Origin of the sequence: Acinetobacter venetianus RAG-1 = CIP 110063 (genome assembly GCF_000368585.1) — a bacterium.
Classification (GTDB): Bacteria; Pseudomonadota; Gammaproteobacteria; order Pseudomonadales; family Moraxellaceae; genus Acinetobacter; species Acinetobacter venetianus.
In genome coordinates, this window is sequence record NZ_KB849558.1 from 1775403 (window position 1) to 1799036 (window position 23634).

At 38.9% G+C, this 23634-nt stretch carries 20 protein-coding genes; 7 read left to right on the top strand and 13 right to left on the bottom strand.

The annotated features are described in order from the left end of the window. Positions 1-1788, bottom strand: coding sequence for an ABC transporter substrate-binding protein (locus F959_RS13865; protein WP_004881183.1), 1788 nt, complete (start codon positions 1786-1788; stop codon positions 1-3). 657 nt (positions 1789-2445) lie between these two features. Between F959_RS13865 and F959_RS13870 the strand changes: the two genes are divergently transcribed. The 5 genes from F959_RS13870 (at position 2446) to F959_RS13890 (ending at position 7776) form a co-directional block, all read left to right on the top strand. After that, positions 2446-5124, top strand: coding sequence for a TonB-dependent receptor (locus F959_RS13870; RefSeq protein ID WP_029424865.1), 2679 nt, complete (start codon positions 2446-2448; stop codon positions 5122-5124). A gap of 148 nt (positions 5125-5272) precedes the next feature. Next, positions 5273-5983: an energy transducer TonB gene (locus F959_RS13875; protein ID WP_004881187.1), complete on the top strand. Its 711-nt coding sequence runs from the start codon at positions 5273-5275 to the stop codon at positions 5981-5983. A 39-nt stretch (positions 5984-6022) separates the two neighbouring features. Beyond that, positions 6023-6898 carry a MotA/TolQ/ExbB proton channel family protein gene (locus F959_RS13880; RefSeq protein WP_004881190.1) on the top strand — a complete coding sequence of 292 codons (876 nt, stop codon included), beginning with the start codon at positions 6023-6025 and terminating at the stop codon, positions 6896-6898. 11 nt (positions 6899-6909) lie between these two features. After that, complete coding sequence (locus F959_RS13885) at positions 6910-7335, top strand: ExbD/TolR family protein (protein ID WP_004881191.1); 426 nt, start codon at positions 6910-6912, stop codon at positions 7333-7335. A gap of 21 nt (positions 7336-7356) precedes the next feature. Next, positions 7357-7776, top strand: a complete 420-nt coding sequence (locus F959_RS13890) for an ExbD/TolR family protein (RefSeq protein WP_004881193.1) — start codon at positions 7357-7359, stop codon at positions 7774-7776. Positions 7777-7851: 75 nt separating this feature from the next. On the opposite strand, the gene F959_RS13895 is transcribed toward F959_RS13890, so the two are convergent. The 8 genes from F959_RS13895 to F959_RS13930 all read right to left on the bottom strand — a co-directional run bounded on the left by F959_RS13895 (position 7852) and on the right by F959_RS13930 (position 14412). Beyond that, positions 7852-8520, bottom strand: coding sequence for a hypothetical protein (locus F959_RS13895; RefSeq protein WP_004881195.1), 669 nt, complete (start codon positions 8518-8520; stop codon positions 7852-7854). 16 nt (positions 8521-8536) lie between these two features. Continuing rightward, entirely contained in the window at positions 8537-9034 is a 498-nt protein-coding gene (locus tag F959_RS13900; protein WP_004881196.1) for an SMI1/KNR4 family protein, read from the bottom strand. Between the two features lies 1 nt (position 9035). Further along, positions 9036-9674 carry a dethiobiotin synthase gene (gene bioD / locus F959_RS13905; RefSeq protein WP_004881198.1) on the bottom strand — a complete coding sequence of 213 codons (639 nt, stop codon included), beginning with the start codon at positions 9672-9674 and terminating at the stop codon, positions 9036-9038. A gap of 21 nt (positions 9675-9695) precedes the next feature. Next, positions 9696-10190, bottom strand: coding sequence for a hypothetical protein (locus tag F959_RS13910; protein ID WP_004881200.1), 495 nt, complete (start codon positions 10188-10190; stop codon positions 9696-9698). A gap of 22 nt (positions 10191-10212) precedes the next feature. Next, on the bottom strand, positions 10213-10968 hold the full coding sequence (bioC, locus tag F959_RS13915; protein ID WP_017196622.1) for a malonyl-ACP O-methyltransferase BioC: 756 nt from the start codon (positions 10966-10968) through the stop codon (positions 10213-10215). After that, positions 10959-12113, bottom strand: a complete 1155-nt coding sequence (locus F959_RS13920; protein WP_004881203.1) for an 8-amino-7-oxononanoate synthase — start codon at positions 12111-12113, stop codon at positions 10959-10961. The genes bioC and F959_RS13920 overlap by 10 nt, the downstream gene beginning before the upstream one ends. After that, positions 12100-13395 carry an adenosylmethionine--8-amino-7-oxononanoate transaminase gene (gene bioA, locus F959_RS13925; RefSeq protein ID WP_004881204.1) on the bottom strand — a complete coding sequence of 432 codons (1296 nt, stop codon included), beginning with the start codon at positions 13393-13395 and terminating at the stop codon, positions 12100-12102. The genes F959_RS13920 and bioA overlap by 14 nt, the downstream gene beginning before the upstream one ends. A gap of 276 nt (positions 13396-13671) precedes the next feature. Beyond that, complete coding sequence (locus F959_RS13930) at positions 13672-14412, bottom strand: alpha/beta hydrolase family protein (protein ID WP_004881205.1); 741 nt, start codon at positions 14410-14412, stop codon at positions 13672-13674. A 90-nt stretch (positions 14413-14502) separates the two neighbouring features. Between F959_RS13930 and F959_RS13935 the strand changes: the two genes are divergently transcribed. Beyond that, positions 14503-15081: a peroxiredoxin gene (locus tag F959_RS13935; RefSeq protein ID WP_004881206.1), complete on the top strand. Its 579-nt coding sequence runs from the start codon at positions 14503-14505 to the stop codon at positions 15079-15081. Between the two features lie 54 nt (positions 15082-15135). Here the strand turns inward: F959_RS13935 and ftn are convergent, their stop codons facing one another. Continuing rightward, positions 15136-15600, bottom strand: a complete 465-nt coding sequence (gene ftn / locus F959_RS13940) for a heteropolymeric bacterioferritin subunit Ftn (RefSeq protein WP_004881207.1) — start codon at positions 15598-15600, stop codon at positions 15136-15138. Between the two features lie 353 nt (positions 15601-15953). On the opposite strand from ftn, the gene F959_RS13945 reads away from it, so the two are divergent. Continuing rightward, entirely contained in the window at positions 15954-17009 is a 1056-nt protein-coding gene (locus tag F959_RS13945) for an SDR family oxidoreductase (RefSeq protein WP_004881209.1), read from the top strand. Between the two features lie 71 nt (positions 17010-17080). Here the strand turns inward: F959_RS13945 and ligA are convergent, their stop codons facing one another. The 3 genes from ligA to smc form a co-directional block, all read right to left on the bottom strand. After that, the gene (ligA, locus tag F959_RS13950) at positions 17081-19108 is read right to left on the bottom strand and encodes an NAD-dependent DNA ligase LigA (protein WP_004881211.1); all 2028 of its coding nucleotides are present in this window, start codon (positions 19106-19108) and stop codon (positions 17081-17083) included. A 72-nt stretch (positions 19109-19180) separates the two neighbouring features. Next, positions 19181-20182, bottom strand: a complete 1002-nt coding sequence (locus F959_RS13955; RefSeq protein WP_004881212.1) for a cell division protein ZipA C-terminal FtsZ-binding domain-containing protein — start codon at positions 20180-20182, stop codon at positions 19181-19183. Position 20183: 1 nt separating this feature from the next. After that, positions 20184-23633, bottom strand: coding sequence for a chromosome segregation protein SMC (gene smc, locus F959_RS13960; RefSeq protein ID WP_004881214.1), 3450 nt, complete (start codon positions 23631-23633; stop codon positions 20184-20186). Position 23634: the final 1 nt, after the last annotated feature.

Genomic DNA, 23634 nt, shown 5'->3' on the forward strand with positions numbered 1-23634 from the left:
TCACTTATTTTGACGTGGTGAAGCAATATCTAAATATTGCCAATTGGAATTCATAATTGGATGGGCTTTAAAACCTTGAACTTCGGGTTGAATCAGCCAGTTTCTAATTCGTGTATCTTGTAAAATCCAAGTCGTATCTGCTTCTATTTGTCGACTCATTTTTTCGTAAAACGGCATTCGTTTTTCAGGCGGTTGTTGCATCGCTTGTCGATATAAATTGTCATAAGCATCTGACTGATAACATGACTGATTACCGCGTCCAACATTAGGCCCATAAAGAAGTTGAGTAAAATTCTCTCCCTCAGGGTAATCCGCATGCCAAGCACCACTCCACATCATGTATTGACATTGCGTTGCTGCTTTTAAATTATCGGCAAAGTTGCTGACTCTAAAATCAGACCGAATCCCAATCGCATCTAAACTCTTCTTCCACAACTCTGAATACATGACAGAAGCCGAGCCACTTTCAGTATTTATTTTCAAAGTCAGTGCTTTACCATCAGGCAATGTGCGATAGCCATCATCCCCTTTTTTATAGCCAAATCGATCAAGTAGTTTATTGGCTAAAACAGGGTTGTATCCGATACTGCTGCGATAATTTGGGTTATGACCATTCACCCCAGCTGGCACAAGCATTTCAGCTTTTACAGCCTGTCCTTTTCTTAAAATACGAATATATTCATTTACATCAAATGACAGTGCAATTGCTCGTCTCAGTGCAACTTTATCTAAAGATGAGCCACCGACAATCGGATCTCGCATATTCAACATAGAATAGGTAATCTCAGCCTCTTTATTGCGATAAAGCTGAACACCTTTGTTTTTCATCTCAGGTTTTAAATGATTATTTTGATCGAGGACTTTGGGAATAGCATTCGCAGTGACTTTATCAAAATCGAGTTGTTTCGATTGAAATGCCAACCAACGAGATTGCTCTTCTTCGATAATACTAATGTTGACCTTACCAATTTGCGGCATTTGCTTACCACTCATTTCTTTAACCAGTTGATTATCCCAAGCTGTTCCAGTGGACTTAAAATTCCAAACAAAGCCGCGATAATCAGGATTTGCAACCAATTCAATTTTGCTTCGTGGTACGTATTTACTTAGCATGTAAGGTCCTGTACCTACAGGATGCATACCTAAACGGTCTTTATAGTATTCAACTACTTCGCGAGCTGTCGCACCAAATGTGCTATATGCCAAAATATATGGAAAATTATAATCAGGCTGGGTCAAAGTAAATTGAATCGTGTATCGATCTAAAGCTTTTAGACCCTGAATAGAAGCATCATAATTAAATTTTCCTGACTTCTTCGCTTGATCGACAAGTGCATTTGCGCCGACAATTTTATGATCGATAAAAGCAAAAGATGAGGAGTGGTTTTTCGGATCTAAAATACGTTTAATTGAATAAATATAATCTTCAGCAACTAGCTCTCGCCGTTTACCTTTGAAAGCGGGATCGTCTGTAAAATAAATACCTGGTTTTATTTTAAAAATATAAACTTTCCCATTGTCCTGAATGGTCGGCATACTTTCAGCCGTAGATGGAACTAGTTTTACTGGATTGGCTAAATAATCGTATTGGACAAGTCTTTCAAAAATGACATCCGCAACATTGCCACTATAAAAATTGAAGGTTTTCACCATATCAAAACCATCATCTGGCGCTTCAAAAGCGATTCGAAGAACTTTGTCAGCTTGTGCTGGGGTTTTGGTATATCCCATCGGCGCAAATGCAACAACGGTTGAAAACAACGTGACCGTAAAAAATTTAGACTTCAACTCAATGCTCACATTATCGTTTTTTAATAAATACTAGACTTTCGAATAGCATTCAACCACACAAAGACTTAACCACCTTCATTTAATTAAATGACCTTTCTTAGCAAAATCATAAATTTAATTATTTTTTACCTTTCGCAAAAATAATAAAAGTGGAAAAATCTACTTTAAGACCAGAAAACATTTGCTATTTTCATGCCACTTTTCAAATAAAATAGTTTTATCAATTAAAAAACTTTTAACACATAGTCTAAAATATTATTTTTTCTCACCTTAATGAAGAGTAACTTTATGCCAAATCATATTTTCTTATATAGTTTTTTAGCCAAATAAATACCTAGATCTAAACACCTAAAATAACTAAAATAAAATTAATTCGCACCAATTTAACGCATCATAAAAATAGCATGATTCATTTTAATGCTCATAAAAAAATTATGGTTTTTGTAAAAAAATGACAATTTGAAAAAATTTTTTAATTTCATATTTTTTTAATAATTAGTAAAAATATGAAAAACTTATTTTTAAAAGTAGAACACTTTTACACTTTAAAATCTAGTTTAAATTCCCCTTAAAAATCGTATTTGGCACATGTCTTGCTAAAACGCTTTTGTTCATTCTTTTAGAGTGACCATCTATTTAGGGGTTATAAATTCAATGAAAAATACCAATTTCGTTCAATCAAGTGCTATGCCAAAAGCGAGCAAATGCATACTAAAACTCAGTACCCTGAGCCTAAGTATGTTGTGTTTAACTATGACCCATGCTGCTGAAACAGAATCATCTACCGATGAGAAACCGACGAAAGTCGTAAAAGTTGCAGTTACAGGTTCATCGATCAAGGGCGTTGCTGCACAAAGTGCATCACCGATCACGGTGATTAGAGCAGATGACCTTGTAAAGCAAGGTGTAACGACAGTCGAAGAAGCTTTAACCAAGGTTAGTGCCAATCAAGCAGGATTTTCTACAGCTCAAAATGTTGGTGCAAGTAATACTGAGGGTTCTTCTGCGAATCTTCGAGCATTAGGTACTGATAAAACATTAATCTTATTAAATGGTCGACGTTTAGCATACAGTCCATTTAGTACTTCAACCACAAACCTAAATATTATTCCAATGGCAATGGTTGATCGTATCGAGATTTTACGTGATGGTGCTTCGGCAATTTATGGTGCGGATGCAATTGCTGGGGTAATCAACTTTATCACTAAGAAGTCTTTTGAAGGTTTAAATATTAGTGCTGGCTTTATTCAACCAGAACAAAGTGGTGGTGATAAACAAGACATTTCAATTTTTGGGGGCTATGGTGATCTTGATGAACAAGGCTTTAACCTCATGGGAGTTATTGACTATCGTCGTTCAAATGACATTATGGCGAAAGACCGTAAAATTAGCCAACGCGGTGGTTTAATACCTGAGCTTGGTATTGATGGAACCTCTGCAAATGGTTTCCCAGCAAATTTTCGTGATCCAGTTACAGGAGCTCTTGGTAATCCTTATGGCGATCTAAACTGTAATAATGCACCGAATACTATCGCTGATGGTGGGCTCTGCTATCTCAACACACAAGCATTGATAGGAATTGTACCCAAAACAGAAACGATATCTGCTTTAGGGCGTGGTACGTTCAAATTAAATGATAATTTCAATGCTATCGCTGAATATGTTTACTCACGAAATGAAGTGACTACATCTATTGCACCTGATGTTTACAGCCGCTCCGTTACCCTTCCCTCTACTAGTCCATACTATCCTGGTAATGGCATAACTCCTGCTGTCGCTGGTTTAAGTGGTGAACCTCTAGAACTCTATTTAAGATCACAAGCTGGAAACCGTATGTCGAATCCAGTGAATGAATCACATCGGGCATTAATCTCTTTAGAGGGTGAAGCTTACGGTTGGGATATCAATACAGGTTTATCTTATGCACGTAGCGAAGCGACAGACGGTTTTGCTGGAGGGTATTTAAACAAAAGTAAACTCCAAGATGCATTAAACAATGGAACCATTAATCCTTTTGGCCCTAGTGAAAATCAGGAGCTTTGGAAGTCCTTTGAAGTGAAAGGCGATACCAACACTGGTACGCTCACAGCCACCACATTTGACTTTACTATTAGTCGTCCAATTTACACTTTGCCTGCTGGTGACGTAGGCTTTGCTTTGGGAGGTAGTTTTAGTAAACAGGACTGGAAAGCCAATGTGAACTCAGAAATCGTCAGCCAAGTTCCTGGTAGCGGTATTGATCCTAGTAAACCTGAAAGTAAAGGTAAGAGAGATATCACCGCAGCTTTTGCAGAGTTACATGTTCCAATTACCAAAACCTTAGAAGCACAACTCGCTGCTCGTTATGATGACTATAGTGATTTTGGTGATACATTTAATCCTAAAATCGCATTCCGCTGGGAGCCGATTAAACAATTAATGTTCCGTACCTCATACAGTACTGGTTTCCGAGCACCAAGCTTATATGACATCAATGCCCCTCAAAGTAAAACTTATACGGGTGCTCGCTACGATGACCCTGTGCTATGTCCAAATGGCAAGGCTATATCACCTGAATACCAAACTGAATGTAATACCCAATTCTATCGTACCCAAGGTGGTACAAAAGACTTACAACCTGAAGAATCAACCTCAATTACAGCAGGTTTTGTTGTAGAACCGATCAAAAATTTAGTGTTCTCTGCTGATTATTACAACATCAAAATTGATGGGCTAATTAACAGCATCGGTGAAGCAATGATTTTCGGTGATCCTGAAAAATATGCAGATCGCTTCATTCGTGGTGCTGATGGTCGATTGGAATATATCAACAGCGCATTAACAAATATGGGAGGAGTTAAAACTGAAGGTATTGATTTAGCCCTAAATTATCTTTCACCGATGACTTCTACTGGTCGTTTTGGCTTCGGCATTGATGGCACATATGTTATCAAATACGACCGTCAAGAAGAGAAAGGTGGTGCATGGGAAGGTTATGTTGGTAAATACGATGATCCAGCAATCTTACGTTGGAAACATGTTGCCAATCTTAACTGGAGCTACGAAAACTGGAAAATGGTCTTCGAGCAAGAGTTCTACCGTGGCTATAAAGATCAAAACCAAATTGGTGATGAGAAATATGATAATCACCGCGTAAGTGACTATACCCTGTACAACTTTTCAGGAACGTATAAAGGCTTTAAAAATCTAGAATTGACTGCTGGTATCAAAAATCTATTTGATGCTGAACCTTCTGCTTCGAATGTGCTCGATAACTTCCAATATGGTTATGACCCTCGCTATAGCGACGTAACGGGACGTGCATATTTCCTCAGAGGCACTTATAAATTCTAAAACTCTAACCACTGCAAGACGTTCCTTTTTGTCTTGTAGTGGTTCAACGTAATCCTGATGTCTATATAAGATAAAAATTGCTATCAAGATTTTCAATCTAGCCTAAATACTTTTATATAACTCAGCGATTACATTTTCAGGAGCAATTATGGGCATACCCTTTGCTGAAAGTGAAAATCAATCTGCCAAACGTCTCGTCGGGCTTGGTCTAGTTTTATTTTTACATCTTGTGATCGCCTATATTTTAGTAACAAGTTTAACCACTGATTTTACTAAACCAGTCGAGAAGCCTGTAGAACTTCAGATTATTCAAGATATTGAACCACCACCTCCTCCTCCACCACCAAAACCAGAGGAAAAGCCGCCAGAACCACCCAAAATGGTAGAGAAAGTGGCAAAAATGCCTGATCCACCGCCGAAACCAGTTGAAGCTGTGAAACCTGTTCAAAAGCCTGCACCGACTCAGACGACAAAGGTTACGGATGCAACTCCTACACCATCACCTGTTGCAGCAAGTCCAAGTCCAGTTGCAGCTCCAACCGTTGCAGCCGCACCTGCCGCTCCAGCTAAACCAGCAGGCATTTCACGTGGTGTTTCCGAAGGTGAAGCTGGCTGTAAAAAACCAGACTATCCACGTGAACAAGAAATGGCAGGTGAAGAAGGTACTGTTCGAATGCGTCTTCTAGTAGATGGTTCAGGAAAAGTGATAGATGCAAAAGTTAAGAAATCCAGTGGAGTTAGAGCCTTAGATAAAGCCGCTTCGAAAGCATTTAGTCTATGTACATTTACTCCTGCAATGAAAGATGGCGTTCCTCAACAAGATTGGTATGAAGTTGAATACTCTTTCACAATTTCTTAATTAATTGAATAAATGAAACAAATTTTTGGAGAATTTAAGATGAATAAAACAGCAAAACATATCGTACGCTTCGCAGCAATCGGTCTCATTTCTACCAGTACATTATTACCATTTCACACGGTATGGGCTGATGAAACTACGCAAGCAACAGCTGTCACAACAACGAATACTGAAGCCGTTACCCAAGCCACACCAACTCCGCCACCGTTACCCGCTACAGAAGAAAAAGTACATAACCCTTATGGCTTAGAAGCATTATGGCGTGAAGGTGATCTCGTCGCAAAAACCACACTTTTTATTTTAGTTCTGATGTCAATTGGAACGTGGTACATCATTTTTTCTAAAGTATTTCAACAAAGTAAAATCAAGCGTCACGGCACTGAAGCTGAACGCAATTTCTGGGAAGCAGATACATTAAATAGTGCAAAAGAAAGTTTAGATCCTAGCAGTACCTATCGGTATATTGCTGAAAAAGGCATTCACTCAACAAAGCATCATGACGGCACATTATTAGAACGTATCGATTTCAACACTTGGGTGACGATCTCAATTCAACGTGCAATTGAAAAAGTCCAAAGTCATCTTGGCAATGGTTTAGCTTTCCTCGCTACCGTCGGTTCAACTGCGCCTTTCGTTGGATTATTTGGCACAGTCTGGGGCATCTACCACGCATTAACTGCAATTGGCATTTCAGGGCAAGCATCTATCGATAAAGTTGCTGGACCTGTTGGTGAAGCACTTATCATGACTGCAATTGGCCTTGCTGTCGCAGTACCAGCTGTACTTGGTTATAACTGGCTCACTCGCCGTAACAAAGCCGTGATGGACAATGTTCGCTCTTTCGGCTCAGACCTACATGCTGTACTTCTCAGTGGTGACCTAAACAGCAATCACCCAAACCGTAATTCTAAATAAGGAATACGATTATGGGCATGATGATTAATTCAGATCAAAGTGACGATGATGTAATCGGAACGATAAATACGACTCCGCTTGTGGACATCATGTTGGTATTGCTAATTATCTTTTTAATTACTGTTCCAGTCGTCACGCATACCATTCCAGTCAAACTTCCTGAAGAAAAAAATACGCCTTATGCCACCACGCCACAAAATATTCAGCTCTCAGTCAATAAAACTGGCGATATTTTCTGGAATGAACAACACGTTGCAAATAAAGAAACCTTGCTTGCACGTCTTCAAGTTGAGGCGCAAAAACGCCCTCAACCTGAGGTTCATATTCGTGGTGACCAACTTACACATTATGAGGCGATTGATCAGGTTATAAGTACAACTCAACAAGCTGGTATTGGCAAAATCGCATTTGTCACTACACCACCTAGTTCACCATAAGGTCAGATTAAGGAGTCACTCATGGGTATGAATGTCGGTCCAAAAAGTAGTGAAGATGATGTCATGCTTGATGTCAACATGACACCTTTAATTGATGTCATGTTGGTATTGTTAATCATGTTCATCATTACCATCCCAATTCCAAATAATGCCATTAATATCAACTTGCCAAACGGTACGCCTCCGCCGCCGACTGACCAAAAACCGCCTGAAGTGATCAATTTACGTGTCGATGCTCAAGGTCAAATTTTTTGGAATGATCAGGTGGTCGCGGATCGCCAAGCACTAAAAGCACTGTTTGAAAATGTGGCTCAAAAGGCAGATCAGGATCAAATTAAATTTAAACCTGATGCCCAAGCAGAATATAAAAATATTGCGATGGTGATGGCTTTAGCTCAGCAAAGTAATGTCACTAAAATAGGAATTGTCAGTAATAACTAGAAAAATAAAAACAATCAACTAAGCTTCACAACTCTAAGTTGCTCCTATGCTAACAAGCTCGCTTGTTAGCTTTTTTTATTTTATTTCATTCACCACAATAGGGATGATGGTGCTATTCACCTTATAGCCTTTCGGTTTGTCATCACATGCATCGCCCATGACTGTCGTTTTAACAACAAACGAAGAATAAGGCATCACATTTAAATAGCCAGTATTATCAGCACCAGTACGACAATCTTCGCTTTCAAGTTTTTCATCAAAACGTCCAGCATAAGATGACTCTTGAACTTCTGTTATTAACTTTGCATTCCATTGGTTGAGATAAACTAAACTTTTTGTAGATTCGACTGCACCCTGTCCTGAGCCAGCACTTTCGATTTCAACTAATTCAATCGATTTACCCTTGTACACAGTTGAATGAACTTTAAATGTATTCGATTGCCCACCAAACTCTTTTAATATTTGAGCTTGTTTAAGCTTGGGTCGAGTCAGCACATAACCTGCCCAAAAGTTACGACCTGCATTTTCAAAACTCACACCAGATAAATAAGCTTCTTCACCCGAAACTAATTTCACTTTTTCAGTATGATCAATCTGAATGGCTTGTGGTGGATTAGCATTTGAGTCTTGAAGGTTGGTAATCCAACTAATGATGGTTTTATCTGTCGGGACAGCAGCATGCACTACTGAAAGCAATGAACTCAATAAAAATACTGAACTGGCTAGATAGTATTTAATATCCACAAATAATCTCCCTCTCTTATTCCCAAAATTTTTGCCCTAATTCACTCACATACTCTGTAATAAAATTATAGAAATTTAATTCAAGATTATTCCAATTATTTCTACTATCTAATGGCGTTACAATCATCATAGAACCATAATCATTTTTTGATGGATCAGTTCTTAATAATAAAAGATCACTGTCACCCAAAAACTCGCCAACAATTAAATCTCCTTTTAAATAATCACTATTCCCTTCTATGAAATCTCGTGTTTTCTCTTGAATTAAAAAAGCATCAAACAATTGCAATCCCCATTGACCATAAACAATATCTTCAAATAGATAAGCTCCATTTGCTAATTTGTAGAACTCAACAAACTCTATTGGTAAATCAATAAGAAGCTCATCTATCCCGATAAAACCATGAAAAAATCGGCACCTGAAAAGTAGGTCGCGAGAGATGGCATCTATATGTTTTGGAATTGTCCAATCTTTTTTTATTTCATTAATCAGTTCTTTAAATAAGTTTTCCATTTTAAAACTTTTCTAACTCAATCCATTGAGCATCAGGAAAATGCTTCGCTAAATAACTTTTTAAATAATCCGCTGTATCTTTAGAAATAAGTGGATCTTTCGATTCATCCTTTAAGTTATATACCAAAGCATGCAATTTCAAACCACGATTTTTTAAAGCCTCTAAACTGAGTAAAGTATGATTAATGCTTCCCAAACGCCCAGAAGTCACTAAAATCACAGGAAATTGATGCTGAGCGATATAATCAATAGTCAACAATTCTGTGGTTAAAGGCACCATCAAACCGCCAGCACCTTCTAACAACACCACCTCAAACCGCTGAGCCAATTTTTTAGTCGCAACTTCAATTTTCGCGAAATCTAAGTCTCGTCCATCTAAACGTGTGGCTAAATGCGGCGAGGCAGGATAAGTAAAAATTTCAGGCATGGTCAATTTTTCATGATCTTCCTGAAACCAGCCACTACCCATAATTTCACGGTGTTTTTCAATATCTTCAGAGATATCTATATTACCCGTTTGAACTAATTTTTGGGTAATAACTCGCTGCCCTTGTTCAGTCCAAAGTTTGGCGAGATAACCTGTGGCATAAGTTTTCCCAATTTCTGTATCAATACCGCTGACAAAATAAATACCTTTCATCTCTTTTCTTTCACTTTACATTTAATGGATCGATTCAGGTTCAATTTTAAAAACACGAGGATAACTTTCCCATCGATCATCAAAAGCATATTCAATACAAATATTTGATGATGAAAGCAGCTCTTTATTCTCTTGATAATATAAAAAAGTGACTACTTTTTGTTCACCTACTAGCTCAAATGTATTTGGTGTATGTCTACTGTTTGAGATATTTATATTTTTAACAAGACCACATATTTTTTGAATTGGTGCTTTTAGTTGCATATATGATGAAATCTCAAATGAAAAATATATAGAGTAACCAACAAAAATCATCAATATAATTTTTAATAAAAAAATAAATAACTTATTACTATACTTTTTTGTAAAAAAACCAAATATACCTAATGAAATACCAGTTACCAGTATCATTACTCCAAATTCAAACTCATAAAATATAAGCAAAAACAGGCTAACTATAATTGAATAACCAGCATACTTGATCATATTTTCTGAAGTTAACTCGTCTTTAAGCACTTTTAATATATACCTCTTATACTTATTTTTTTCTTACAATCACGTAAATCGGATGATAAGTTAGGCGAAAACCATGCTCATCATAGAACTGTTGATAATCAGAATAAAACTGCTGTAAAGATTGCTTGGTCCAACGATGTGACTTTGCTGTTGCAGTCACCCCCGTCGCTTTTAGATGATGCAGCACTAATTTAGGATCATCAAAATATAGATTTTTCTGTTCTTCTTGTATAAACACAATCTCAAAGCCATTTTCTTCAAGTTTCTGTTTCAATACTTCACTAGAATAATAATTTAAACCTTGCCCAGTCAGCTTTTTTATTTCGATTAAATTATTTTCACCAAATGTTGAGAAACCAAAATAGCTTTTCGGTTTTAAAGCATTATGAATTCGTTGTAATAATGCAGGTAGATCAACCATCCATTGTAAAGCAGAACTTGAAATTACTGCGTCAAGTGAATGAGGGAGTTGAAGTTGCTCAATATCACCGATCAGCCAGTGTATCTTTTCCAGATCAGAAAAATGTTGATCCACATCTTTATATAGATCATTTAAATAAAGATTCTTCGTTTGAAAATAAGATTGAAATAAGCGGGTTAAATTTCCCGAACCACAACCGATCTCAAGGACTGAATCCAAGTTTTTCGGACAATAAGTTTTGAGATATTCAAATAGTTCTTTACTGATCTGCTTTTGCGTCACGGCATGTTCAACATAACTTTGCCCTGCTTTAGCAAATCTTTGGGCAACCAGTGCTTTATTGACGCTCACAAACACTCCACCAATTGTTCTAACTCCTTTTTTTGCACCAAAGAAGTTAAAGATATTCTTAAACGTGAACTATTTTGCGGCACGGTTGGCGGACGGACAGGCATGGCATAAAAGCCCTGTTGCTGCACATACTTCGCCTTTTCGATTGCAGCTTGGCTCTCACCGACAATAATCGGAATAATATGACTACTGGATGGACTATAAAAACCTTTCTCAATCACAGCGTGTTGTAAATATTGACTCATTTCAGCCAAATGCTGACGTTGCTGCTGCATGCTCAACATTTTATTAAAAATAAAGTCAGACCAAGCCATCGAAATTGGCGGTAATGCAGTACTAAAAATCAAAGGTCGCATTTTATTGATCAGATAATCACGAATGATTGAATCACAAATGATATATCCCCCAACCGAAGCCATCGCTTTACCAAGTGCCCCAACCAAGAAATCGATCTGATCCAATACTGCATATTGCTCAGCACAACCTAAACCCTGCTTGCCTCTCACACCAATGCCATGTGCTTCATCCACATATAACATGGTTTTATGGAAACGCTGTTTTAACTGAACTAAGGCTGCTAAATCAGTCTCATCGCCATCCATACTAAAAATACTTTCAGTCACTACAATAACGCGTTCAATCTGCTCATCGTGATGATACTTTTGCAATAACTGTTCCAAATGCTGCAAATCATTATGTCGATAACGCACATATTGCGCCGTAGACAATCTGATACCATCAATCATACTGGCATGTACAAGTTTATCCGCCAAAATAATGGTTTTGCTATCAGCAAGCGCAGGCAAAATACCAATATTCATGTGGTAGCCACTATTGAAAAGTAATGCAGCACGACCAAAAGTTTTGCTTAGGCTATTCTCAAATTGTTCATATTCTGCAAAATTACCTGTCAGTAAGCGCGATGATGATGAACTAAATAATATCCGTTCGATTTTTAAAGTATCAAGAAATTCTTCTCTCAACTTTAGATCAGCAGCTAAGCCCAAATAATCGTTGGAAGCTAAATTCAACATGGTTCGATCTTGAATGGTAATAAATCGTCCATGCTGTTGATTTGAAGTAAATTGTCGAAAATTACCTTGTTGCTTGAGTTGATCAAGCTGCTCGGCATAATGATTAAGCAAGGACATTGACATCTGCTCCTTGCATACTTTTCACCACTTCAGTCAAATGTGTTAATAAATAGTTCAGTTCATCATCACTAATCACATATGGCGGCATCACATAAACCAACTTTCCAAATGGTCGTACCCAAATGCCACGTTCCACAAACTGTTGCTGAAAGGTTTTCATGTCGACATTAGATGTTAATTCAACTACACCAATCGCACCTAGAACCCGTACATCGGCAACGTGATCAAGCTGTACTAAATCACTTAATTGCTCAACAAGGATCTTTTCAATACGTTGAATATTGCTCTGCCAATCTTGCTCAACCAATAATTGAGTGCTTCTCAAAGCAACAGCACAAGCCAGAGGATTCGCCATAAAGGTTGGACCATGCATGAACACGCCCGCTTCGCCACGACTAATGGTTTCAGCCACTTGTTTAGTCGTTAATGTTGCAGATAATGTCATATAGCCTCCAGTCAAACCTTTACCGATACACATGATATCGGGTTCAACTTGTGCATGCTCCCAAGCAAACATTTTGCCTGTACGCCCAAAACCAGTGGCAATTTCATCAAAGATGAACAATAAATTGTACTGCTCACACAAAGCTTTGGCTTGGCGCAAATATTCAGGATGATAAAAACGCATCCCACCTGCACCTTGCACAATTGGCTCAATAATTAGTGCAGCAATGCTGTGATGATGCTGTTCGATCTGGTGTTTGAGCTCTTGAATATCTTGTGGATTCCACTCACCATCAAAACGGCTTTGTGGCGCAGGAACAAAAATTCGACTCGGTAAACTACTACCAAAAATCTGATGCATCCCCGTGACTGGATCACAGACAGACATCGCATTCCATGTATCACCATGATAGCCAGAACGTGTAGTAATAAAATTTGTTTTCTTAGGCTGATTCAATGCAGCCCAATATTGAACTGCCATTTTTAAAGCCACTTCTACAGCAACAGAACCTGAATCTGCATAGAAAATCTTATCTAAGTTCGGCGGCGTAATTTTTAATAATAATTTGCCCAATTCAATCGCAGGTTCATGGGTTAGACCGCCAAACATGATATGCGCCATGTTCTGTAATTGATCTGCAACCGCTTGATTCAGCTCAGGATGGTTATAACCGTGAATCGCACACCACCATGACGACATGCCATCAACTAAAGTTCGACCATCTTCTAGTTCAATCGTTGCACCATAAGCACGTTTCACTTTAAAGGTTGGTAGTGGATTTAACATCGAAGTATAGGGATGCCATATATGTTCTAAATCAAATAAATCGGTCATCCTTTATTCACTCCTCATTTTATCCTAAGCCAATTAAATGCACGAAAATATCTACAATCGCAGAGGCGGCATGGATGCCGCCCGTTGAGCTGCGGCATCAAGGATGTGCCGTCAGCTCAACAAAGGATTTTTGCTTACTTTTGATCCTTCAAAAGTAAGGTCATATATTTGCACAATACAATAACGTTGCCATAACCGACAAAGGCCAACTATCTTAAACGTGTCAAAACCTAAAATAAATTGCGAGAACTTTCAATTCAAGCAAGATTAAACCGTCTATTGAATAAAATCCTTAATTATTTGCACAGTCTGTTCAACCATGAAGCATGGAAAACCATGTGAAGCACCATAAATCGAAACAACATATAGATTCTTTGCAGCTAAATTCTGAATATTTTGCACAACTTGGTAAGGAACTAAAGCATCATGCTCCGCAATCACATGAAGCTGATCACCTTGATAGTTTTCATACATCTCAACCAAATTGATTTGTTCCAACATCAGTAAGCCTTGCTTCAATAACGCAATCGGCTGTGGACGAATCAACTTTTGCATTGCTAAAAAATCTTTTCTTGCAGTATCCGCACCTTGGCAAACAAGTAAACCAAAGCGTTTTAAAGTTGTAATCGCATCCTGCTCAAATGATTGTTTGAACTGTTGGAATGTTTCAATAGGCATTGCAGTCGACCAGTTTTCTTGCACTACAAAACAAGGATTTGAAGCTAAAGTAATTAAAATCTTCTCTTCTTCATATTGTTTTTCCATTTGATGGACTAATAATGTTGCAAGTTGTCCACCCAGCGACCATCCAAGAATTACATCAAACGCTCTTGCATATTCAACTTGTTGTTGCAAGACTTGCTCATCTAAGGCATTGAAAATATTAATTCGATCTACACAATGTCCTTGCTGTTGCAATGCTTCATGCAAAGGTTGTAATAATTCGGCTCCACCACCCCATCCTGTGATCAGTAAAATCTTCTTAGACAAACGCATACCTTTTGATTGAACAATCATTTTGTATAAAACATCGCATATATTCGTTATTTTTCCTAGCCACCCCACTTCAATTTGCTAAAATATGTGCGATTACACTTTGAGATCAAAATGATGAATACGATAAAATCCAAAGTTCTTATTCTTTGTAGCTCACTATTTTTAATGACTTATCCAAGTCTAACCGTAGCACAAAGTAACTTATTTTCCTCAAAAAATACCGCGCAGAAAGAATGGGTTGGACAATCCGCACCTGACTTTAAACTACAGGATCAAAGTGGTAAATGGCATACTTTGAATCAGTATAAAGGTAAATGGATCGTGCTCTATTTTTATCCTAAAGACAACACAGCAGGCTGTACACAAGAGGCCAATCAGTTCAAGTCACTCTACCCTCAATTTATAAAATCAAATGCTGTCGTTTTAGGGGTAAGTTTAGATGATGTCGCTTCACACCAAAAGTTTTCAGAAAAACTTGGCTTGCCATTTCCTATTCTGGCTGATGACAAAGGTGAACTTGCCGGAAAGTTTGGGATTGTAAGAAATTTTGGGATTGCAAAAATTGCTAAAAGAGAGAGTTTTCTAATTAATCCTCAGGGTGCGATTATGTATCACTACACCAGTGTCAACACACAAACCCATGCGGATCAGGTACTTAAAGACTTGAAAGACGCTCAAACGAAAAAGTAAATGCGGAAATAAAAAACTCAGCACTAAGCTGAGTTTTTTTATTGATTTAGAATATTAGATCTGCGATTGAATATAGTTCTGTAAACCAATTAACTCAATTAAACGTAATTGTTTTTCTAACCAATAAGTATGGTCTTCTTCTGTATCAGAAAGCTGCTGACGAAGCATATCACGGCTAATATAATCGCCTTTCTCTTCACAAAGCTTAATTCCTGTCGCCAGTTTCTCACGAACATGATATTCAAGCGCTAAATCAGCTTTTAAACAGCTTACAACATCGTTTCCAACATTAATGTCTTCACGATTCATATTCGGTTGAGCACCTAAAAACAAAACACGACGAATGATTGCATCAGCATGAGAAGCTTCTTCCTGCATCTCATGATCAATACGTTCGTAAATCTTACCTAAGCCCCAATCTTCGTACATTCTTGAATGAATTAAATATTGATCACGAGCAGCCAACTCACCGCCAATGAGCATATTTAAATAGTCGATGACTTCTGGATTGCCACGCATAATACTTACTCCTATCGAATGCCACTATTATGTGCAAGTTAAAATATAATTGCAAAGTTAAATTTGTGTAAGTTTATGATTTTTATAAAATTAAAATGAGAAACATACGCATTTACAGTTTTAATTAAGTAAAATTATTGAAGTAAAATAAGCGCTTGCAAACGAACATCTTGATCCTAAACCCATAATTTATGAAGAAAACGTTTATTTTCATTTTTGTAACCATTCACAATGCTTCTTATTTAACCCTTCGTTTTAATCAATAAACTTAAAAAAATGACTGGCCAGCTGTTGTTTCTTTAAGCAAAATTCGCTAAATAAGAGCAATCACAAAAATACAATGTGGAAAAGAAATGAATAAAAGCACACCAATCTTGGTCACTGGAGCAACGGGTTATATCGCTGGCTGGATTATTGAACGGCTATTAAATCAAGGATATAAGGTGAATGCGACGGTTCGTGATCCATCTAAAACCAATAAAATCCAACATCTTTATGACATCGCCGAGAAGTCATCTGGACAAATCCAATTTTTCAAAGCAGATTTACTTGATCCAAATTCTTTTGATGATGCAATGCAAGGCTGTGAGGTGGTGATTCATACCGCATCACCTTTCGTTGTGACTAATTATAAAGATGCGGTAAAAGACATTATTGAGCCTGCAGTCAAAGGTACTGAAAACGTCCTCAATAGTGTCAACCGTACTGAATCCGTTAAACGTGTGGTACTCACTTCAAGCATTGCTTCGACCTATGGTGATGCAATTGAAATTCTAGATACTTCAAATAATGAGTTTGATGAAAATGACTGGAATAACACCAGCAACGAAACGCATCAACCCTACTCATATTCAAAAGTGGCTGCTGAACGCAAAGCATGGGAGATTGCAGATCAGCAAAGTCGTTGGAGTTTAGTTTGTATTAATCCAGCACTGGTTATGGGGCCGTCACTGACCGATGCAAGCCAATCAGGTAGTATTGAAGTATTGCAACAGTTCGGCAATGGTACGACTCTATTCGGTGTGCCGCCAATGTGGAATGGCATTGTTGATGTACGAGATGTTGCTGATGCACATGTGAAAGCCGCTTTAGATCCACAAGCCAAAGGCCGCTATATCATCTGTGGTGGAACATTAAGCTTACTTGAAATGGGTAAAGCATTAACGCAAAAGTTTGGTTATAAATATCCTTTCCCACATTTTACTGTACCAAAAACAGCATTCTCACTGATTGCACCAATGCTCGGACATTCTCGTCAGTTTGTAAAACTCAATATGGGCTATCCGATTTACTTTAATGCTGAACGCAGTGTAAATGAGTTGGGAATTCAATACCGCGATATTCGTGAGAGCGTTTGTGAGCATTTTCAGCAATTGCTAGATGATGGGATCGTGAAAAAATATATTTAATAAATGAAAAAGGCGGCATTTATGCCGCCTTTTTCATTCTAAACTCCATAGCACAACTCAAGTCATAAAAGTTAAGACTCATACTGAGCTAAAAACTCCAGAAACTCTTGTTCATTCATTACTCGAATTTCTAACTTCTGCGCCTTGTCTAGCTTACTTCCCGCTTTTTCACCCGCAACCACACATTTTGTTTTACTCGAAACACTGCCACTCACGCGTGCACCTAATGCCTGCAATTTCTGTGTTGCTTCATCACGTCCCATACTTTCTAAGGTTCCAGTCACCACCCAACTCTCGCCATTTAAAGGCTGGCGTGTTGGTGCTGTCGGCGCATCCCAATGAATTCCTGCTGCAAGCAATCGATCTAACACCTCAATGTTATGTGGAGCTTGGAAAAAGTCTGCAATCCATTCCGCAGTAATATCACCGACATCAGGAGTTTTCTTGAGTGCTTCGATATCAGCTGCTTTCAATGCTTCAAATGTCTGGAAAGTATTCGCCAACATACGCGCTGTTGTCTCACCAACCCCGCGAATACCTAGACCATAAATAAAACGTGCCAAGGTCGTTTTCTTGCTGGCTTCAATTGCATCAATCAGGTTTTGAACAGACTTCTCACCCATTTTTTCAATGGTTAAAAGTGTGTCGCGATGTTCATGTAGGTGATAAATATCGGCCACGTCTTTAAGTAAGTCGAGATGTAATAGTGATTCTACCCAACGATCACCTAAGCCCTCAATATCCATCGCTTTACGTGAAACAAAGTGTCGAATAGCCTCAATACGCTGCGCTGCACAATACAAACCACCCGAACAACGTGCCAACGCTTCCCCCTCTGGCATGACCACAGGTGAATCACAGACTGGACAATTGCTAGGAAGATGCACAATTTCAGCATCGGCAGGTCGAAACTCAGCCCAAACTTTTTCCACTTTTGGAATCACATCGCCAGTACGGTAGACGCTCACAGTATCACCTACACGTACATCTAAACGGTGGATTTCACCAATGTTATGTAAGGTCACATTCGATACAGTCACACCACCTACGAAAACAGGTGCTAAACGTGCAACAGGCGTTAAAGTTCCTGTTCTGCCCACTTGCCAGTCAATATTCTCAACTTTGGTTAAAGCGGCTTGTGCTGGGAATTTATATGCCGTTGCCCAACGCGGTTCGCGACTTAGGAAGCCGAGTTGTTGTTGCTGTTTAAGGCTGTCCACCTTAATCACCATGCCATCAATTTCGACTTTAAGATTTGGGCGCTCCTGTTGAATTTGTTCATAACGCTGTTGTACTTCCTCAATCGAAGCACACAGGAATTGACGTTCGGCAATTTCAAAACCAAATTTGGTCAGCCAATGCAAACTATCGTGCATCGTAGCCAAACCATGATTTGGGACACACTGTGCGATGCCATACGCATAGAACGCCAATGGGCGCGAAGCAGCAACATTTGGATCAAGCTGTCTTAAACTCCCTGCCGCAGCATTACGCGGATTGGCAAAGGTTTTTTCTCCTTTCGCCTCTTGGTCAGCATTGAGCTTTTCAAAACCCGATTTAGGCATTAAGACTTCACCACGAACTTCCAAGAAATCTGGAATGGCTTGATGCTGACTTGATAATACTTTAGGTAGATTCCGAATGGTTTTTACATTCTGAGTAATGTCTTCACCTGTTTCACCATCACCACGAGTTACACCACGAACCAACACACCATTTTCATACCACAGTGAAATCGCTAAACCATCGAGTTTAAGTTCAACATCGTATTGAACTTTTTGATTCGGTAGACGCTCATCAATACGACGAGCAAAAGCAAACAAGTCTTCTTGATTAAAGACATTACCCAATGACAACATTGGGACTGCATGGGTCACGCTTTCAAATTTTGATAGTGCTTGACCACCCACCTTATTGGTTGGTGTATCAGCCTGAATACATTCTGGATATTGTTGTTCTAAGGCTTTAAGCTGATGAAATAAATGGTCATATTCACTATCTGAAATGGAAGGTTGATCCATCACATAGTAAGCATGATTATGTTTTGCAATCAGTTGAATCAACTGACGCATTTGCTCAATAACTGAGTTGTGTTCCATTTAAATTTCACCATATAAAAGGGCGGAAAAACCGCCCTATAACTTTTCACTGAATTTATTATAAAAGATTCATTAAGCTGTTGCTTGATTTGGACGATAATCAATCACATGATGACGCCAATGTTCTTTCAACTGCGGTGTAAACTCTAAATTGTTTTCGTCGTAGACCTTACCATCCACTTCACGCGCAATTAAGCCTGCAATACTGGTCATCATGTCATAACCTGTAACCGCTTTACTATTTGGCAACGCAAGGAAGAACGCTAAGCCTTGTACCTGCTCACCCGATAAAGTTTCTAAATCGAAACCTGCTGGGCCATTATCCGTCATGCGTAATACAGAGAACATCAAAGCACTTGGTTCATCAGTATTTTCATAGCGATGGAAGCATGACATTTCACCGAAACGTAAGCCATATTTCAACAGTACTTTTAAGGCTTTATCACCTGACAATGCACGGCGTGGATTCGGATATACATTCAAGGCAATAATCTGTTCAGCGGTTGCTAAAGCACTTTCATCATCATAACGTTGTTGTTCATGTAAATGTACATCCAAGATATTGCTTTCACCATCAAACTCTTCAATAGCAACAGTTTCAATATTTGGATTTAAACTAAGCTCAGCTTCTGATTTTTCTTCGTCTGACTTTTCTGACGTCTCTAAAGTTGCAACTTTATCAACCGCTTCAGCCTCAATTTCGACCTCAGCATTGATTTGTTTTTCTTCAATCTGTTCAGCCACAGCTTCAGTTCTTGTTTTTGTATCTTCTTGTTCAGCAACAACATCTACTTTTTCTTCAACAATTACGACAGGCTCAGGAGTTTCTACTTGTGCTTCTGCTGACTCCACTTTAAAACTTGGTTCTACTCGTGCAGTTGCAGCGGTGACTGCCTCAGTTTGAAGTTGATCACGAACATGGCGCGGGATCACTGGCTGCTGACTTTCTGGATTAATATGTAAATCAGCTTCTAGTGACGGCTCAACTGGTTTTGGTTTTCTTAAAATCATCACTAAACCAACGAGCATAATCACAACGGCGATAACAATGCCTATTATTGTATTCATTTCCATACTAAGACTCCGCAACTAACCCGTATTCTTTTGCCTGTTCTAAATCGACAGTCACTAATTTTGATGTGCCTGGCTCTGGCATGGTCACTCCCAGTAAATCAGTTGCCATTGTCATTGCCAATTTATTATGTGTAATGTAAATGAATTGCACTTGTTCAGAAAGCTCTTTTACCAAATTACAATACCGCTGTACGTTGGCATCATCAAGTGGTGCATCAACTTCATCCAAAACACAGAATGGCGCTGGGTTTAATCTAAAGATCGCAAAGACCAAAGCCAAAGCCGTTAACGTCTTTTCACCACCTGAAAGCAATGCTAAAGAACTATTCCGCTTGCCGGGTGGACGTGCCATCAACTTCACGCCAGATTGCCAATCATCTTCAAGGCTTAAAGTCGCTTCACCACCACCAAACACTTTTGGAAATAGCAGTTGTAACTCTTGATTGACTTGATCAAAAGTGGTCATAAACAACTTACGCGTTTCTTGGTCAATACTCTTCATCGCACCTTTAAGCTGCTCGACGGTATTTTCCAAATCTTGCATTTGGTGACTAAGCTCATCAAAACGCTGCAAAACCTCCTCATACTCTTGTGAGGCAGCTAAATTTACAGCACCAATTTTTTCAAATTGCTGTTGAGCTTTTTCGAGTTTTTGCTGATGTTCTTTAATTTCAATCGAAACATCATTTAAAGCTTCAGTATTTAATTCTTTCAACTGCTCTAAATAGTGTTCTCGATCTGATTTTGCTGCTTGCCACGCCAAACGTTTTTGCTCAAGCAATTCACGTACTTGCTCATCTTTCTGTTGTGCTAGATGACGCTGTTCCGTTAATTGTTGTTGCTTCTCTTGTACCTGATTCAATTCGAGCTGCCATTCATTCCAATTTTTTTGCAACTTTTCAGTTTGTTGGAACTGCTCTTGGAATTGAGACTCTAAATTTGGTAACTCGAGTTGAATTGGATCTACAAATTTCTTCGCCTGTTCAATTTGTTCAATAATTTGTCGATATTGAGTTTTTAGAAATGAAATATCTTTCTCTAATAACTCAATTTGCTGATTGGCTTGAGACGTCTGACGGCGCAATGCTTCACGTTGTTGTTGCTGTTGCGTGAGTTGTTGCTGTTGCTCATCCAATTGTTCATTCAAATTTTCGACTTGAAATTGTAAGGTCTTATAATTCGGCAATACGGCTTCTAATTTCAATGCCAGTGCATGTAGATCAATCTCAAGATCATCACGCTGCATGGCATCTTCCTCAAGCTGTACATCGAGCTGTTTAAGTTGATCTGCCAATTGTTGCTGTTGTAATACAAAAGCCTGAGCTGTGCTTTGCAATTTAGCAACCTGTACATCTAACTGTTGCAGCTCTTTTTGCTTTTGTTTTAGTGTGAGCTGCTGCTGTTGCAGATTTTGTTGCTGTCGCTGTAAATCTTGCTGATATTCTGCAAATTGATTTTCTAAATCAATTAACTGCGGCTGCTTTTCTTCGAGTTGCTGTTGAATCTCCTCTAAACGGACTTGATGACTCAACATCCCCTGCGCACTTTGGCTGTCTTCGTCGTAGTGTAAACCAATCACCCAATCTGCACCGACATGATAACCATCTAGCGTTACAATCGATTGAGACTGATGGAGTTCGGCTTGATGATCTAATGCTATCGCTAAATCATCTGCAACGGTTACATTTGCCCAAAGTGAAGACTGTGGTGCTTCAATGTAGTCACTCAAACAAGTGAAATTGGCAACTCGAACAGATTGCTGCTTTGAAGATTTAAGTTGGCGAGCAACTCCTCCCTGAAATGACTGCTCATCATGCAACACTTGCGCTTGTAACCATTTGGCCAAGAACTTTTCAATAATAGCAGCATGCATTTTACCTTGCGCAGTTAAACGCAAGCTTTGCATCAATCGAACCACATTTTGATCATGCTTGGGACTTTGCTTTGCGACCAATTGATTTAAGTTCTTTTGTTCTGCCAATAAAACCTGAATCTCTGTTTTTAGGTTCTGTACATCGGTCTTATAAATCTGTTGTTGATCTTGCTCTTTCTGAACATCCTGCTGTAACTGCTCAATTGCAGTTTCTAATGCAATAATTTCTTGTTGAAGTTGTTGTTGTAATTGCTCAAGCTGTTCCTGCTCATCATCTTGAACTTGTGCACGAATTTGACTCGCTTGAGTCTGCACAGTTTGCTTTTGCTGTTCAATCCGCAGCACATTTTTGCCTAACTGTTCAATTTGCGCTGCCATCTGCAACGTTTTTTGTTGTTGCTGATCGACTTGTGCTTTCAGTTGTTCAAATTGTTGTTGAGCTTGCTTTTGCTGTACCTGAACATCACTTACATTTTGTTCAGCAGATTGAGTCTGTTGTTCCAACTCAAGTAATTGCTCATTTTGCTCATCAAATTGAGTGGTTAAGGTTTCAACTTGTAGTTCAGATAACTGTAAACGTTCTTTGGTTTGTACTTTTTGCTGTTCTAGCTGTACCAAACTACTACTATTTTGCTGAAATAAGCTTTGCTTCTGCTCCAGCGTCATTTTCAATTCAGCTAACTTTTTCTCTGCTTGTTGCCATTCTAGTTGTAAAGGTGATGACTGCTGAATTAAACGTTGAAATAAAGCACTGGTCGCCTCTAAGTCATGTTCAATCGTACTGGACTCAGAACGAACAAGCTTAAAACCCTCGCCAAGTTCCGTCATTTCCACAGTATATTCTTGTTGTAGCTTCTGACTCTGATTTGCCTGAAAAGAAAGAATCTCAACTTTTAGCGTTCTGATTTGACCTTCTAAAGTTTTGTATTGAATCGCTGCTTCCGACTGACGCTTGAGTGTTCTCAGTTGGGATTTTAGCTCTGCTGCAATATCGTCTAGCCGTGCGAGATTTTGTTCAGTGTGTTCTAAGTGTTGTAGCGTTTCACGGCGACGTGCTTGATAACGAGAAACGCCAGCCGCCTCCTCAATAAACACTCGCATTTCTTCTGGTTTAGCATCGACAAGACGGTTAATCATGCCCTGCTCAATTACTGCATAAGAACGTGGGCCTAACCCCGTCCCCAAGAAAATATCGGTAATATCACGACGACGACAACGCGTACCATTTAAGAAGTATTCTGACTTGCCTTCACGAGTCACTTGCCGGCGAACGGCAAGCTCATTATAGGCGTTATAAGCACCACCTAACTTGCCATAAGTATTATCAAAGCGAAGCTCTACACTTGCTACACCAACAGGTTTACGCTTGGCTGTCCCCGTAAAAATGACATCCTGCATACTGCCGCCACGCAGCTGGCGTGCATTAGACTCGCCCATAACCCAGCGAATCGCATCAATAACATTCGATTTACCGCAACCGTTTGGCCCAACAACCGCAGTACGGTTTGCCTTAAAATGTAATGTTGTACTATCGGCAAAAGATTTAAAGCCTGAAAGTTTTAAACTGCTTAAACGCATA

What these genes read in the sequence shown, in the direction of transcription:
- F959_RS13870 (WP_029424865.1), top strand. Translation starts at nt 2,446, where the DNA reads ATGAAAAATACCAATTTCGTTCAATCAAGTGCTATGCCAAAAGCGAGC.
- F959_RS13875 (WP_004881187.1), top strand. Translation starts at nt 5,273, where the DNA reads ATGGGCATACCCTTTGCTGAAAGTGAAAATCAATCTGCCAAACGTCTC.
- F959_RS13880 (WP_004881190.1), top strand. Translation starts at nt 6,023, where the DNA reads ATGAATAAAACAGCAAAACATATCGTACGCTTCGCAGCAATCGGTCTC.
- F959_RS13885 (WP_004881191.1), top strand. Translation starts at nt 6,910, where the DNA reads ATGGGCATGATGATTAATTCAGATCAAAGTGACGATGATGTAATCGGA.
- F959_RS13890 (WP_004881193.1), top strand. Translation starts at nt 7,357, where the DNA reads ATGGGTATGAATGTCGGTCCAAAAAGTAGTGAAGATGATGTCATGCTT.
- F959_RS13900 (WP_004881196.1), bottom strand. Translation starts at nt 9,034, where the DNA reads ATGGAAAACTTATTTAAAGAACTGATTAATGAAATAAAAAAAGATTGG.
- bioD (WP_004881198.1), bottom strand. Translation starts at nt 9,674, where the DNA reads ATGAAAGGTATTTATTTTGTCAGCGGTATTGATACAGAAATTGGGAAA.
- F959_RS13920 (WP_004881203.1), bottom strand. Translation starts at nt 12,113, where the DNA reads ATGTCCTTGCTTAATCATTATGCCGAGCAGCTTGATCAACTCAAGCAA.
- bioA (WP_004881204.1), bottom strand. Translation starts at nt 13,395, where the DNA reads ATGACCGATTTATTTGATTTAGAACATATATGGCATCCCTATACTTCG.
- F959_RS13930 (WP_004881205.1), bottom strand. Translation starts at nt 14,412, where the DNA reads ATGATTGTTCAATCAAAAGGTATGCGTTTGTCTAAGAAGATTTTACTG.
- F959_RS13935 (WP_004881206.1), top strand. Translation starts at nt 14,503, where the DNA reads ATGATGAATACGATAAAATCCAAAGTTCTTATTCTTTGTAGCTCACTA.
- ftn (WP_004881207.1), bottom strand. Translation starts at nt 15,600, where the DNA reads ATGCGTGGCAATCCAGAAGTCATCGACTATTTAAATATGCTCATTGGC.
- F959_RS13945 (WP_004881209.1), top strand. Translation starts at nt 15,954, where the DNA reads ATGAATAAAAGCACACCAATCTTGGTCACTGGAGCAACGGGTTATATC.
- ligA (WP_004881211.1), bottom strand. Translation starts at nt 19,108, where the DNA reads ATGGAACACAACTCAGTTATTGAGCAAATGCGTCAGTTGATTCAACTG.
- F959_RS13955 (WP_004881212.1), bottom strand. Translation starts at nt 20,182, where the DNA reads ATGGAAATGAATACAATAATAGGCATTGTTATCGCCGTTGTGATTATG.
- smc (WP_004881214.1), bottom strand. Translation starts at nt 23,633, where the DNA reads ATGCGTTTAAGCAGTTTAAAACTTTCAGGCTTTAAATCTTTTGCCGAT.